This window comes from Delftia sp. Lp-1 (genome assembly GCF_020523835.1).
GTDB lineage: Bacteria > Pseudomonadota > Gammaproteobacteria > Burkholderiales > Burkholderiaceae_C > Comamonas > Comamonas acidovorans.
In genome coordinates, this window is record NZ_JAJALJ010000002.1 from 597,173 (window position 1) to 609,829 (window position 12,657).

Annotated in this window: 13 protein-coding genes and 1 tRNA gene; 6 read left to right on the forward strand and 8 right to left on the reverse strand. The window is 67.4% G+C overall.

The features are described from left to right. Window positions 1-40: 40 nt before the first annotated feature. From LGR64_RS19490 to LGR64_RS19500, 3 genes are all read left to right on the forward strand, one after another. Window positions 41-694 carry an NAD(P)-dependent oxidoreductase gene (locus LGR64_RS19490; RefSeq protein ID WP_230356645.1) on the forward strand — a complete coding sequence of 218 codons (654 nt, stop codon included), beginning with the start codon at window positions 41-43 and terminating at the stop codon, window positions 692-694. Between the two features lie 79 nt (window positions 695-773). Next, window positions 774-1,163: a VOC family protein gene (locus LGR64_RS19495; RefSeq protein WP_012204123.1), complete on the forward strand. Its 390-nt coding sequence runs from the start codon at window positions 774-776 to the stop codon at window positions 1,161-1,163. Window positions 1,164-1,263: 100 nt separating this feature from the next. Beyond that, window positions 1,264-2,487, forward strand: coding sequence for a sugar transporter (locus tag LGR64_RS19500; protein ID WP_012204124.1), 1,224 nt, complete (start codon window positions 1,264-1,266; stop codon window positions 2,485-2,487). 6 nt (window positions 2,488-2,493) lie between these two features. Here LGR64_RS19500 and LGR64_RS19505 read toward each other — a convergent pair whose 3' ends face one another. Continuing rightward, a complete protein-coding gene (locus LGR64_RS19505) occupies window positions 2,494-3,729 on the reverse strand; it encodes a cyanate transporter (protein WP_230356647.1) in 1,236 nt (411 codons plus the stop codon). A gap of 4 nt (window positions 3,730-3,733) precedes the next feature. Continuing rightward, window positions 3,734-4,195, reverse strand: a complete 462-nt coding sequence (locus tag LGR64_RS19510) for a nucleoside deaminase (RefSeq protein ID WP_183017705.1) — start codon at window positions 4,193-4,195, stop codon at window positions 3,734-3,736. 117 nt (window positions 4,196-4,312) lie between these two features. Between LGR64_RS19510 and LGR64_RS19515 the strand changes: the two genes are divergently transcribed. Further along, window positions 4,313-5,191 carry a LysR family transcriptional regulator gene (locus LGR64_RS19515; protein ID WP_013803647.1) on the forward strand — a complete coding sequence of 293 codons (879 nt, stop codon included), beginning with the start codon at window positions 4,313-4,315 and terminating at the stop codon, window positions 5,189-5,191. Between the two features lie 47 nt (window positions 5,192-5,238). Here LGR64_RS19515 and LGR64_RS19520 read toward each other — a convergent pair whose 3' ends face one another. The 3 genes from LGR64_RS19520 to LGR64_RS19530 form a co-directional block, all read right to left on the reverse strand. Continuing rightward, window positions 5,239-6,213, reverse strand: a complete 975-nt coding sequence (locus tag LGR64_RS19520) for a tripartite tricarboxylate transporter substrate binding protein BugE (protein WP_012204128.1) — start codon at window positions 6,211-6,213, stop codon at window positions 5,239-5,241. A 137-nt stretch (window positions 6,214-6,350) separates the two neighbouring features. After that, on the reverse strand, window positions 6,351-7,598 hold the full coding sequence (locus LGR64_RS19525) for a CaiB/BaiF CoA transferase family protein (protein WP_141829486.1): 1,248 nt from the start codon (window positions 7,596-7,598) through the stop codon (window positions 6,351-6,353). A gap of 203 nt (window positions 7,599-7,801) precedes the next feature. Further along, window positions 7,802-8,998, reverse strand: a complete 1,197-nt coding sequence (locus LGR64_RS19530) for an acyl-CoA dehydrogenase (RefSeq protein WP_141829484.1) — start codon at window positions 8,996-8,998, stop codon at window positions 7,802-7,804. 229 nt (window positions 8,999-9,227) lie between these two features. Between LGR64_RS19530 and LGR64_RS19535 the strand changes: the two genes are divergently transcribed. Beyond that, window positions 9,228-10,175 (forward strand): LysR substrate-binding domain-containing protein, encoded by a 948-nt coding sequence (locus LGR64_RS19535; RefSeq protein WP_012204131.1) that lies wholly within the window; start codon window positions 9,228-9,230, stop codon window positions 10,173-10,175. Between the two features lie 120 nt (window positions 10,176-10,295). Here the strand turns inward: LGR64_RS19535 and LGR64_RS19540 are convergent, their stop codons facing one another. Both LGR64_RS19540 and LGR64_RS19545 read right to left on the reverse strand, forming a co-directional pair. Next, entirely contained in the window at window positions 10,296-11,042 is a 747-nt protein-coding gene (locus tag LGR64_RS19540) for an LrgB family protein (RefSeq protein WP_141829482.1), read from the reverse strand. Further along, on the reverse strand, window positions 11,039-11,416 hold the full coding sequence (locus LGR64_RS19545; protein WP_230356650.1) for a CidA/LrgA family protein: 378 nt from the start codon (window positions 11,414-11,416) through the stop codon (window positions 11,039-11,041). The genes LGR64_RS19540 and LGR64_RS19545 overlap by 4 nt, the downstream gene beginning before the upstream one ends. Window positions 11,417-11,673: 257 nt before the next feature. Between LGR64_RS19545 and LGR64_RS19550 the strand changes: the two genes are divergently transcribed. Beyond that, entirely contained in the window at window positions 11,674-11,895 is a 222-nt protein-coding gene (locus tag LGR64_RS19550; protein ID WP_012204134.1) for a hypothetical protein, read from the forward strand. 644 nt (window positions 11,896-12,539) lie between these two features. Here LGR64_RS19550 and LGR64_RS19555 read toward each other — a convergent pair. Then, window positions 12,540-12,624: transfer RNA gene (locus LGR64_RS19555), tRNA-Leu, on the reverse strand. Between the last annotated feature and the right edge of the window lie 33 nt (window positions 12,625-12,657).

Genomic DNA, 12,657 nt, shown 5'->3' on the forward strand with positions numbered 1-12,657 from the left:
CCATCGTGAACAGGCGCCCTGGCGCCATAAAGGACCGAAGATGAAAGTGGCATTGATTGGCGCAACCGGCTTTGTGGGTTCGGCGGTATTGAAGGAGCTGCTGCAGCGCGGCCATGAGGTCGTGGCCCTGGTGCGCGACCCCGCCAAGCTGGCGGCCCAGCCGCGGCTGCAGGCCGTGCAGGCCGATGTACTGGACGCCGCCGCCGTGCAGCGCGCCGTGGCGGGCGCGGACGCCGTGGTCAGCGCCTACAACGCGGGCTGGGGCAATCCCGACATCTATGAGGACTTCATGCGCGGCTCGCGCGCCATCGTGGCGGGCACCAAGGCGGCCGGCATCAAGCGCTACTTGGTGGTCGGCGGCGCAGGCAGCCTCTACATCGCACCCGGCAAGCAACTGGTGGACACGCCCGAGTTCCCGGCCGCCATCAAGCCCGGCGCCTCGGCTGCCCGCGACGCCCTCAATGATCTGCAAAAGGAGCCGGGCCTGGACTGGACGATGCTGAGCCCACCGATTGCCCTGCACCTGGGCGACCACGGCGAACGCACAGGCCAATACCGCACGGGCAAGGATGAGCCGCTGATGCAGGCCGATGGCCAGCCCGGCACGATTTCGGCAGCGGACCTGGCCGTGGCCCTGGTCGACGCGCTGGACAAGGGCCTGCACCTGCGCCAGCGTTTCACCGTCGCTTACTGAACACCTGCGCCAGTCCACTGGTGCCGCAGCGGTCTCCATGGCATGCTGGTGTCCGTCATGAACAGGCAGGAGCACAGCCATGATCGACCACACGGGAATCCTCGTATCGGACTTCGAGCGCAGCAAGGATTTCTATGCACGCGCCCTGGCGCCGCTGGGCTATGAAATCCTCATGGAGCTTTCTGCCGAAGTCACGGGCCATACGGACACTGCGGGCTTCGGCGAGCCGCCCAAGCCCGACTTCTGGATCAGCGGGGGCACGCCCAACCAGCCGCCCATCCATGTGGCCTTCCGCGTGGACAACCGCCACATGGTCGATGACTTCCATGCTGCGGCCCTGGCGGCAGGCGGGCGCTGCAATGGCGAGCCCGGCCTGCGACCGCACTACCACGACGACTATTACGCGGCCTTCGTGCTCGACCCCGACGGCCACAACATCGAGGCCGTCTGCCACCTGCCTCCGGCCTGAGTCCCCCTGGCGGCACTGGGGCCTGCGCGGCGGCTGACATCAGGCGGTCGCATGGCGCAGCACAATATTGCGCTGCAACAAAAAAGGCCCCACGTTCCCCATGCCCCCTTCCGTTTCCGCTGCGGCCGGCTCCGTTTCCGCGTCATCCACACCCACTGCCGCCCAGGCCTGGCTCAGCGTGATCGCGCTGGCGCTGGGCGCCTTCGTCTTCAATACCACCGAGTTCGTGCCGGTGGGCCTGCTCAGCAGCATTGGCGCGAGCTTTGGCATGCCCACCGAGCAGGTCGGGCTGATGCTGACCATCTATGCCTGGATCGTGGCCCTGGCCTCGCTGCCCTTCATGCTGCTCACGCGCAATGTGGAGCGGCGCAAGCTGCTGATGGGCGTGTTCGCGCTGTTCGTGGCCAGCCATGTGCTGTCGGGCGTGGCCTGGAGCTTTGCCTCGCTCATGGTCAGCCGCATCGGCATTGCGCTGTCGCATGCGGTGTTCTGGTCCATCACCGCCTCGCTGGCCGTGCGCGTGGCGCCGCCCGGCAGGAAGGCCGTGGCGCTGAGCCTGCTGGCCACCGGCACCTCCATGGCCATGGTGCTGGGCATTCCGCTGGGCCGCATCGTGGGCGAATGGCTGGGCTGGCGCACGACGTTCCTGGCCGTGGGCGGGGTGGCCGCCATCGTCATGGTGGCCCTGGCCCGGCTGCTGCCGCGCCTGCCCAGCGAGAACGCGGGCAACCTGGCCAGCGTGCCCATGCTGCTGCGCCGCCCGGCGCTGCTGTCCATCTACATCCTGCTGGTGGTCGTGATCACCGGGCAGTTCACGGCCTACAGCTATATCGAGCCCTTCGTGCAGGACATCGCGGGCTTCGAGGGCAAGGTGACCACGGCCGTGCTGCTGCTGTACGGCGGCATGGGCATCGTGGGCAGCGTGATGTTCAGCTGGTGGGGGCTGCGCCATCCGCGCGGCTTTCTGCTGGCCGCCATTGGCGTGCTGTCGGCCAGCCTGCTGATGCTGGTGCCGGCCTCGGGCCATGAGGCATCGCTCTACGTGATGAGCTCGGTCTGGGGTGTCGCCATGATCTGCTTCGCCCTGGCCATGCAGTCCCAGGTGCTCAAGCTGGCGGCCGACGCCACCGATGTGGGCATGTCCATGTTCTCGGGCATCTTCAACATCGGCATTGGCGGCGGTGCGCTGCTGGGCAGCCAGGTCAGCATGCACGCGGGCATGCAGAACATCGGCTGGATCGGCGGAGGCCTGGTGGCGCTGGGCCTGGCCTGGTGCATCTGGGCCTTCGTGCGCTGGTCGGCCGGCTTCCAGGCCGCGCACTGAAGCGGGTCAGTCGCCGGGTGCCCGCATGGCCTGGGCGTAGCGTTGCGGCGCCAGGCGTGACACCAGCACGCAGACCACGAGCACGGCGGCCATCTGGGTCAGCCAGCCGGCGCCGAATCCGCCCGTGAACTGGTGCAGCCGGGCGATCACATAGGGCGCCAGCGCCGCAATCAGAAAGCCGCCGCCCTGCATCAGTGCGTTGAGCGCACCGGCCTGCGTGGGGTGGGGAAGATGGTCCAGCGCCACCACCATCATCAGCGCGAAGCAGCCACCCAGGCCGATGCCGAGGATGACGATGTTGAGCAGCGGCGCTGCATCAGGCCACCAGGCCAGCGCGGCCAGGCCGATGATCTGGCACAGCAGCGTGAACCCCAGCCACGGCCGCCGGTCGGCATGGCGCGAAGCCAGCACGGGCAGTCCCAGTGCGGCGCTGGCCTGGGCCACCGACAGCAGGGCCACCAGGCCGCCGCTTTGCGCGGGGCTCCAGCCGTGCGTCTGGTAGAAGGGCGCAAGCCAGGCCACCATGGCCGCATAGCCGCCATTGATGAGGCCGAAGCAGGCCATCAGCAGCCAGGTGCGCGGGCGCTGGCGCAGCCAGCCGGTGTCTTGCGAGGTATGGGCCGCCATGGGCGCCGGACCCGGCAATGTGCTCAGCGCATGCCGCGCCAACACCAGGGCCAGCAGGGCGGGCGCAGTCCAGAGCGCCAGTGCAAAGCGCCAGTCCAGTCCCCATTGCACGGCCAGCGGCGAAATCTGGGCACCGAGCGCCCCGCCGCCCATGAGCGCGGCCGAGTACAGCCCCATCATCTGGGCCATGCGTGCGGGCGACTGGCGCTTGATCAGGCCCGGCAGCACGCCTTGCACCAGGGCCACGCCAGCGCCGCACAGCGCGGCCGTGGCCAGCAGGGTGGCTGCACTGGAGCCCGCCACGCGCAGCGCGCAGCCCAGCGCAATCACCGCCAAGGATCCGACCACGGCGCGGCGCGGACCCAGGCGCCGCAGCGCGGCCGGGGCCAGCCAGGCGCCCACGCCCATCAACGCCATGGGCAGCAGCGTCAGCCATGACAGCGTGGACAGATCCATGCCCGTGGCGGACTGTATCTGCGGGCCCAGCGGGCCGATGGCCGTGAGAAACGGGCGCAGGTTCAGCGTGACCAGGACCACGGTGGCCAGCCACAGCGCCGTTGGAATGGCGTGCGCTGCGGCAGGCGCCTCGGTGCGTGCAGGCGCAATGGACGACATGGCTTCAGGCCCAGGGGACGTTGCCATACAGCTGGGCCGCCGTGATGCCCGTGTCCAGCCGCGTCAGGGGCAGCGGTGGCGGCTGCAGCGGCATGCGCAGCCGCTGGTAGGCGCCTTCGCTGGACAGGCCGTAAGGCTGGGCATCCGCGTTGTCGAAGGCGAAGAAAACCTGCTCGGCCCCGGCCATCACCAGCGCCGCCAGGCACATGGGGCAGGGGTGGCCGCTGGCGTAGATGGTGCAGCCAGCCAGGCTGGGGTTGGCCTGGGCGCGCGTGCCTGCGCGCAGCGCCTGCATTTCGGCATGGGCGCTGGGGTCATGGCTTTGCACGATCTCGTTGACGCCCGTGGACAGGATCTGCCCCTCGCGCGCGAGCAGGGCGCCGAAGGGCCGGCCGCCCCGAAGGCGGTTGTCATGGGCCAGTTGCACGGCATGGCGCAGCAGGCGGATGTGTTCTTGTTCTTGCATGGGGATGGCTGGGCAATCGGGAGCTGAGGCCGCAGTCTAGGACGGGGGCTATCAATTGGAAAATTAAATGATCAAATGTCGGGCAGTGACAAAGCCACTGAAATCCGTCCACGCCCCATGCAACCCTCTTCCATAGACCCCACCCTGCTGCGCAGCTTCTGCGCCGTGGCCGAAACCGGCAGCTTCACGCGCGCGGCGCAGGGCGTGCACCTGACCCAGTCCACGGTCAGCCAGCAGATCCGCAGGCTGGAGGAGCAAATGGGCTGCACGCTGCTGGACCGCAGCGGGCGCCATGTGGAATGCACGCTGGAAGGAGAGCGCCTGCTGGCCTATGCGCAGCGCATCCTCACGCTCATGGACGAGGCCGTGGAGCAGTTGGCTGGCGCCACCGAAGCCGTGCTGCGCATCGGTGTTCCCGAGGACTTTGCCGGCCATGCCTTGATGCCCGCCTTGGGCGCGCTTGCGCGCAGCCAGCCGCAGTTGCGCCTGGAGCTGACCAGCGGGTTGTCGCAGGCGATATGGCAGCAACTGCAGGCCGGCGAGCTGGACCTGGCCATCGTCAAGCAGCGCAGCGGCAGCACGCCCGGCATGGCGCGCTGGCCCGAACCGCTGGCCTGGATAGACAGTGCGCGGCATCCCTGCCACGGGATGGATCCCTTGCCCCTGGTGGTATTTCCGCAGGGCGGCCTGTACCGCAGCGAGATGACGCATGCGCTGGATGCCGCCGGCCGGCGTTGGCGCCTGGCCTATGTGAGCGCCAGCCTGGCCAGCCTGGAAGCCGCCGTGGAGCAGGGCCTGGGCATCAGCCTGTTGCCGCGCCGGCTGGTCGGGCCCGGCCACCGCCTGCTCGACGGCATGGCCGGCTTCGCCCCCGTGCCTGATGTGGAAGTGGCACTGCACGTGCGCGCCCAGTTGTCGGCGCCGGGCCGGCGTCTGGCCGAGCGCCTGTGCGAGGTGTGTGAGGCGTTGCTGTCGCCTGCCGCTGGCGAGGCCTGAAAAAAATCCCCGCCGTGGCGGGGATGGTCAGTGGGTGACGCGCAGGCTCAATCCATCGTCAGGTTCTGCTTTTGCACCACGTCCTTGTAGACCGCCAGTTCGGCCTTGATCTCTTCAAAGAAATGCTCGGGCGTGTCGGCCACGATCAGCGAGCCGGTTTCCTCGATGCGCTTCTTGATGGCGGGGTCCTGCAGCACCTTGCGCGTGGCGGCGTTGACCTTGTCCACGATGTCGCGCGGCAGGTTCTTGGGGCCGACGATGCCGTAGTAGGCCATGCGGTTGACGGGGGCCAGGCCCACTTCCTTGAAGGTGGGCACATCGGGCAGCGCTGCCAGGCGCTGGGGCGCGGCCACCACGATGGGCACCAGGCGCTTTTCCTTGACGAAGCCCAGGGCGGAGGGCAGGTTGTCGAAGATCAGCGGAACCTGGCCGGCCACGGCGTCGTTCAGCGCGGGGCCGCTGCCACGGTATGGCACGTGGGTGATGTCGGTGCCCGTGGACAGCTTGAACATCTCCATCATCAGATGGGTGATGCTGCCGTTGCCGGGCGAGGCGTAGGAGTACTTGCCAGGGTTCTTCTTCACCTCGGCCAGGAACTCCTGGTAGTTCTTGCCTGCGAACTTGGGGTTGGCCGCAATGATGTTGGGCGTGGCCGCGATGTTCACGATGGGCGTGAAGTCGGTCAGCACGTTGTACGGGATCTTGGGGTTGATCGCCGGGTTGGTGGCCGTGGTGGACACGGTGGCGATGCCCAGGCTGTAGCCATCGGGCTGGGAGCGCGCCGTCTCGGCCGCGCCGATGCTGCCGCCGCCGCCGCCCTTGTTCTCGACCACCACGGGCTGGCCCAGGGCACGGCCCAGCGGCTCGGCCACGATGCGCGCGATCAGGTCGGTGGTGCCGCCAGCCGCGAAGGGCACGAGCAGCTTGATGGGCTTGGTGGGGTAGCCCTGGGCATGGGCTGCGCCCGAAAGCGCGAGGGCGCCGAGGATGCCGGCGAGCGCGATGCGGGAGGTGTGAGTCATGGTGTTGTCTCCTTGAATGGATGTTGTGGACGTTTGTTGTGAGGCACCGACGGGTGGGAGGGCGTGATTCTTTAGGACATTCGTATGGCGGTGCTTGGGCTGAGAAATGTGGAGGCGGTGCTGCGCGGCGCTGGCGATCAGACCACGCCGCGCGAGCGCAGCGCCTGGATGGCCATGGGCGCAATGCCCAGCTCGCCCAGCACTTCATCGGTGTGCTGGCCCAGGGAGGGCGGTGCGCTGCGCAGCACGGGCGGGGTATCGCTCAGGCGCATGGGGCTGGCCACGCCGGCAATGCGCGAGATGCCGTCGCCGGCCTCGTGCGGCAGCTCGACGCGTATGCCGCGTGCGCGCACCTGCGGGTCATCGAAGGCCTGGGCGATGGTGTTGATGGGGCCGCAGGGCACGGCCTTGTCTTCCAGCAGCGCAATCCATTCGGCCGTGCCGCGTGTCTTCATGAGGGGCACCATCCGCTCCAGCAGCGCCTGGCGATTGCGCACGCGGGCGGTGTTGGTGGCAAAGCGCTCGTCCTGCGCCCAGCCGGCTTCGCCGACGGCGGCGCAAAAGCGCGCGAACTGCCCGTCATTGCCAATGGCCAGCAGCACGTTGCCGTTGGCCGTGGCGAAGTCCTGGTAGGGCGCCAGGCTGGGGTGGATGTTGCCGGCGCGGCCCGGCGATTCGCCCGTGGCCAGAAAGCCGGCGGCCTGGTTGGCCAGCACGGCCATGCCCACGTCGAGCAGGGCCATGTCGATGTGCTGGCCCCGGCCCGAGGCCTGGCGCGCATGCAGCGCGGCCAGGATGGCGTTGCTGGCATACAGGCCCGTGAAGACGTCGATCACGGCCACGCCCACCTTGAGCGGGCCGCCTCCGGGCGCCTCGTCGGCATGGCCGGTGATGCTCATCAGCCCGCACATGGCCTGCACCATGAGGTCGTAGCCCGCGCGCTCGGCATACGGGCCGGTCTGGCCGAAACCCGTGACCGAGCAATAGATCAGGCGCGGGTTGAGCGCCTTGAGGCTTTCGTAGTCCAGCCCGTACTGCGCCAGGCCACCGACCTTGAAGTTCTCCACCAGCACATCGGCCCCGGCCGCCATCTGGCGAATCAGCTGCTGCCCATCGGGGGTGGACATGTCGATGGTGACCGAGCGCTTGTTGCGGTTGCAGGCCGTGAAATAACTGGCCTCCTGCGTGGCCTGCCCATCGTCGCGCGGCAGGAACGGAGGACCCCAGTGGCGCGTGTCATCGCCGGCCACGGGCCGCTCGACCTTGATCACGTCGGCGCCCAGGTCGGCCAGCGTCTGCGTGCACCAGGGCCCGGCCAGCACGCGGGAAAGATCAAGCACCTTGATGCCAGCCAATGCGGCCGGCGCGGAGGATGTGGAGGACATGGAAAGACAGAAGTGCGGTCGTGCCGTCGTCGGCTGACCCTTGGTCATGCATCACCCGCTTCGCATGAAACGGGCGCGGCCCAAAGCGAGGGACACCAAGCAAGGGCCGCCCCGCAGCGAGGGTGTCGTCCCCCTCCCTCGCGCAGCGAGTAGAGAGGCGCCGTGCAACGAGGGGGAAGCCGCGCAGCGGCTCAGGGGGAGCTTCAGTTCGAAAACGCTGCGATGCCGGTCTGAGCACGGCCCAGGATCAGCGCATGCACATCGTGCGTGCCCTCGTAGGTGTTGACCACTTCCAGGTTGACCAGGTGGCGGGCCACGCCGAACTCGTCGCTGATGCCGTTGCCACCCATCATGTCGCGCGCCATGCGGGCGATGTCCAGCGACTTGCCGCAGTTGTTGCGCTTGATCAGCGAGGTGATCTCGATCACGTTCTGGTGCTCGTCCTTCATGCGGCCCACGCGCAGCGCGGCCTGCAGGCCCAGGGTGATCTCGGTCTGCATGTCGGCCAGCTTCTTCTGGATCAGCTGGTTGGCAGCCAGGGGGCGGCCGAACTGCTTGCGGTCCAGCGTGTACTGGCGCGCCGTGTGCCAGCAGAACTCGGCTGCGCCCAGGGCGCCCCAGGCAATGCCGAAGCGTGCGCTGTTCAGGCAGGTGAAGGGGCCCTTGAGGCCGCGCACCTCGGGGAAGGCGTTTTCCTCGGGAACGAAGACGTCGTCCATCACGATCTCGCCCGTGATGGAGGCGCGCAGGCCCACCTTGCCGTGGATGGCCGGGGCCGACAGGCCCTTCATGCCCTTGTCCAGGATGAAGCCGCGGATCTCGCCCACATGGCCGTCCTCGGTCACTTCCTTGGCCCAGACCACGAACACGTCGGCCACGGGGCTGTTGGTGATCCACATCTTGTTGCCCTTGAGGCGGTAGCCGCCGTCCACCTTGTAGGCGCGGCTGGACATGCTGCCGGGGTCGGAGCCGTGGTCGGGTTCGGTCAGGCCGAAGCAGCCGATGAACTCGCCGCTGGCCAGCTTGGGCAGGTACTTGTTCTTCTGGTCTTCGGTGCCGAATTCATTGATGGGCACCATCACCAGCGAGCTTTGCACGCTGGCCATGGAGCGGTAGCCCGAGTCCACGCGCTCGATCTCGCGCGCCACCAGGCCGTAGCTGACGTAGTTCAGGCCGGCGCCGCCGTACTGCGTGGGGATGGTGGGGCCCAGCAGGCCCAGCTCGCCCATCTCGCGGAAGATGCTCACGTCGGACTTCTCGTGGCGGAACATCTCCAGCACGCGGGGGGCCAGCTTCTCCTGGCAGTAGGCATGGGCCGCGTCGCGGATCATGCGCTCGTCTTCGCTCAGTTGCTGGTCGAGCTGGAAGGGGTCATCCCATTGGAAGCTGTTGCGGGCCATGGCGTGATTTCTCCAAAAAACAAAGAGGTCAAAGGCGGGTCGCTGCCATATGCCAAAGCCGGGCAGGCTGTGGCCATGGAGCGTTGTTGCGACGCATCTTAGAAGCGGGCCTGGGCCCGGCGCAAACGATGTTTGTTCATCCATGAATGCGTAAAGCGCATGTATGGATTCCATGTTGCGGGTTATTCCCTATGATGTGTGCCATTGGAGTGCGTTGAATTCATGAGATATGCGTAGAGCCCTGCCATCCACCCAAGCCCTTGCCTGCTTCGAATCGGCCGCCCGCCACATCAGCTACACGCGTGCGGCGCAGGAACTGTCGCTCACGCAAAGCGCGGTCTCACGCCAGATCATTGCGCTGGAGGAGTTCCTGGGCGTGCAGCTGTTCCGGCGCACGCGCCACGGCGTGCTGCTGACGGAGGCGGGCACGCAGTACGCCCAGCAGGTCTCGCGCTGGCTGCACGGCCTGGAGCGCGACACGCTGGACATCATGGCCCACCAGGGCGAAGGCGGCCCGCTCAACTTGGCGGCCGTGCCCACCTTCGCCACGCGCTGGCTGCTGCCGCGCCTGCCGCAGCTGGCGCGTGAGCATCCCGAGGTCACGGTGCATATCGACGTGCAGACGCGGCCCTTCCTTTTCGCCGATACCGTGTTCGACGCCGCGCTCTATGCAGGCACGCCCGAGCAGGTGGCGCGCTGGCCCGGTGTGCAGGCGCAATGGCTGATGGACGAAGAGGTGGTGCCCGTGTGCAGCCCGCAACTGCTGGCCACGGCGCAGGCGCGCGAGCCGGGTCGCGCCTGGCTGCCCGTGGGGGCGGATATCGTGGCCCGGATGCCGCTGCTGCAGCAAAGCACGCGGCCCTACGGCTGGCAGCAGTGGTTCGATGCCATGGGCGTGGCCGCGCCGCGCGCGCTGGATGGCATGCGGCTGGAGCTGTTCTCCATGCTGGCCGTGGCCGCCAGCCAGGGCCTGGGCGTGGCGCTGATGCCACCCATGCTGATCGAGCAGGAACTGGCCCGCGGCGACCTCATCATTGCCTGCCCCCAGCCACTGCGCGGCAACCGTGCCTACTACCTGGTCACGCCGGCCCTGGCGCCCGATGCGCAGCCCGCGCCCGCCCTGCGCGTGTTCTCTTCATGGCTGCAGCAGCGCGCCAGGGAGCACCGGCCTGCCTGAAAATTAAGCAGGCTTTGGATTGTTCAACGATGACAGTCACTTAGCTGACTTATCCTTGCTGCTGGCGGCGCTTGTCCACAGGCTTGTGGGGGTGTCTCTGGGGAAAACCCGCAATCGCGCTCAAAACCAGGGCAGCACGGCCAGGCACAGCGGCATGACCACGGCCGTGGCCACGCCGTTCAGGCCCATGGCCAGGGCCGAGAAGGCGCCCATGGTCGGATTCACCTGCAGCGCGCGTGCCGTGCCGATGGCGTGGGCCGTAAGACCCAGGGCAAAACCCTGCACGGCCGGGTCATCGCTGCGCACCAGGCGGATCAACAGCGGCGCCATCATCGTGCCCGCAATGCCGGTGATGGCCACGGCCACGGCCGCCAGCGAGGCTGGTCCGCCAAAGCGCTCGGCCATGGGCAGGGCGATGGGAATGGTGGCCGACTTGGGCGCCAGCGCCACCAGCGTCTGCACCGTTGCTCCCAGGCTCCAGCCGATCAGCAGTGCCGACAGCAACGCCACCACGCAGCCCACGGCCAGGGCCACGCTGATGGGCAGCCACAGCGCGCGGATGCGCTCGCGCTGGGCGTACAGCGGAATTGCCAGCGCGACGGTGGCTGGGCCGATCAGCAGCCCCAGCAGCGAGACGCCGCTGCGGTAGCTGGCATAGGAGGTGCCCGTGGCCAGCAGCACGCCCACGATGACGACCACGGCCGTGAAGACGGGAATCAGGAGCGGATGGTTGCCGCTTCTGCGGTACAGCGCCATGGCCGCCAGGTAGACGGCCATGGTCAGCACCAGCCAGGGAAGATGGGCGGTGGAGGCATTGCCGGACAGCGACTGCCAGGCGCTTTGCCAGTGGCTGGTGAGCGCGCTCATGCCTTGTCTCCCTGGTTGGCGGCCGCTTCGCGGGCGCGCTGGCGCTCCAGGCACCAGCGGAAGGTGAAGGCCGTGGCCAGGAAGGTAATGGCCGCGCCCGCCACGCAGGCGATCACGAAGGGCTGCCATTCGCGCGACAGCCGGTCGAACTCCAGCATCACGCCTGCAATGACGGGGATGAACAGCAGCATCATGTTCTGCAGCAGCACGCCGGCTGCCTTCTCCAGCGACTCGGGCAGGCGGCCGTGCAGCAGCAGCGCCGCCAGCAGCAGCAGCGTGCCCACGAGCGCGCCCGGAAGCGGTAGCCCCGTGAGCTGGACGATGGCCTCCCCCAGCAACTGGAAGGCGAACAAGGCGGTGATGGCGTACAGCATGAAAACCTGAATTCCTGGGTCAGATGGGTGAGTGAGCGGCCAATGGGGGCAGGTGCGGCAAGAGCGCGGATCGCCCGTTGTCGGGCCGGGGCCTGGCCTTGGCGCCTGTGGGACGCCGCCGCAAAGCGTGCAATCATCGCCCACAACTCGAAAAAAGGTGCGGCCACCGATTGCGCGGCTCCCGGGCCAAGGCTATGTTTGCATCCGTGCCCCCTGTAGTCCTGGGGCATGAGACTTTGAATAGCGAAGGAGTAGCGATGGCCGAAACCACATATCACGCACCCGTGTACGAGCCGACGGTGGATGAACTCGAAGTGCTCAAGAAGCTGGAGATGGGCGAGCCCGTGTCGCTGGAAAGCGCGGCGCGCGAGCATCTGTCCAAGAGGCTGCGCGAGCGTGGACTGGTCGAAGTGGACAGCAGCCATCAATGGCACATCACGGCGGCAGGGCGCGCGCAGATCCGCCGCACGGATGCCTGAGGCGAGGTGTGTCAGGCGCCTTCCGAATCGAGGGTTTTCCCTTGGATCTGGAGGTTGCCTGATTTGCAGGCAGCTTAGCCTGCGGCCAGTGAATGCAAGCACTTGGACGCCTCGTTCACTTGCTGTTCACTGATTATCCACAGGGTTGTTCAATGGATCTGTGGAGAAAGGAAGCCACCTCAGGGTGGCTTTTTCCATGGGTTTTTGCAGGCCCGAGCCGTGGGCGCACCGGGCTGGTGCCCGCGCTGGGCAAAGGCTGCATGACGGTGGTGCAAGTGGCGGTTTTCAGAGGGAAAGTGCTGAATTTGACGCAGGGCTGCAGCCCTGCCTGCGGGCTGGGATGGAGCTGCTTCAAGGAGGCTTCAGCATGGGCCAAGGTCCAGGCCTGGCAGGCCTTGAGAGGCGGTTGATGCCAAAGTTGTACACAGGTTGGACCCTGTGCGGCGAAAAGCGCGCAGGCGTCATCCCGCCCAAGGCATGAGGACGCAGGATCGGTGCAGGCTGGAGGGCCTTGAAATGCAGTGCAGCCGTTGAACACGGCTGGATGCAAAGGGGCTTGAGGTTTGTGCGGACGCTGTGAAGACAGCGGCCGGAAAAGAAATAGCCGAAAAAGCAGGGGACTGCTTTTTCGGCTACGTAATCTCTGGTGCCCGGGGCCGGAATCGAACCGGCACGCCTTGCGGCGGGGGATTTTGAGTCCCCTGCGTCTACCAATTTCACCACCCGGGCTACTTAGCGCAGGGGCGAATTATGGCACAGTGT

Excerpts from the sequence above, each read along its gene's own strand:
- LGR64_RS19520 (WP_012204128.1), bottom strand. The coding sequence starts at position 6,213 with ATGACTCACACCTCCCGCATCGCGCTCGCCGGCATCCTCGGCGCCCTC.
- LGR64_RS19495 (WP_012204123.1), top strand. The coding sequence starts at position 774 with ATGATCGACCACACGGGAATCCTCGTATCGGACTTCGAGCGCAGCAAG.
- LGR64_RS19510 (WP_183017705.1), bottom strand. The coding sequence starts at position 4,195 with ATGCAAGAACAAGAACACATCCGCCTGCTGCGCCATGCCGTGCAACTG.
- LGR64_RS19525 (WP_141829486.1), bottom strand. The coding sequence starts at position 7,598 with ATGTCCTCCACATCCTCCGCGCCGGCCGCATTGGCTGGCATCAAGGTG.
- LGR64_RS19490 (WP_230356645.1), top strand. The coding sequence starts at position 41 with ATGAAAGTGGCATTGATTGGCGCAACCGGCTTTGTGGGTTCGGCGGTA.
- LGR64_RS19535 (WP_012204131.1), top strand. The coding sequence starts at position 9,228 with ATGCGTAGAGCCCTGCCATCCACCCAAGCCCTTGCCTGCTTCGAATCG.
- LGR64_RS19530 (WP_141829484.1), bottom strand. The coding sequence starts at position 8,998 with ATGGCCCGCAACAGCTTCCAATGGGATGACCCCTTCCAGCTCGACCAG.
- LGR64_RS19515 (WP_013803647.1), top strand. The coding sequence starts at position 4,313 with ATGCAACCCTCTTCCATAGACCCCACCCTGCTGCGCAGCTTCTGCGCC.
- LGR64_RS19505 (WP_230356647.1), bottom strand. The coding sequence starts at position 3,729 with ATGTCGTCCATTGCGCCTGCACGCACCGAGGCGCCTGCCGCAGCGCAC.
- LGR64_RS19550 (WP_012204134.1), top strand. The coding sequence starts at position 11,674 with ATGGCCGAAACCACATATCACGCACCCGTGTACGAGCCGACGGTGGAT.
- LGR64_RS19540 (WP_141829482.1), bottom strand. The coding sequence starts at position 11,042 with ATGAGCGCGCTCACCAGCCACTGGCAAAGCGCCTGGCAGTCGCTGTCC.
- LGR64_RS19500 (WP_012204124.1), top strand. The coding sequence starts at position 1,264 with ATGCCCCCTTCCGTTTCCGCTGCGGCCGGCTCCGTTTCCGCGTCATCC.
- LGR64_RS19545 (WP_230356650.1), bottom strand. The coding sequence starts at position 11,416 with ATGCTGTACGCCATCACCGCCTTGTTCGCCTTCCAGTTGCTGGGGGAG.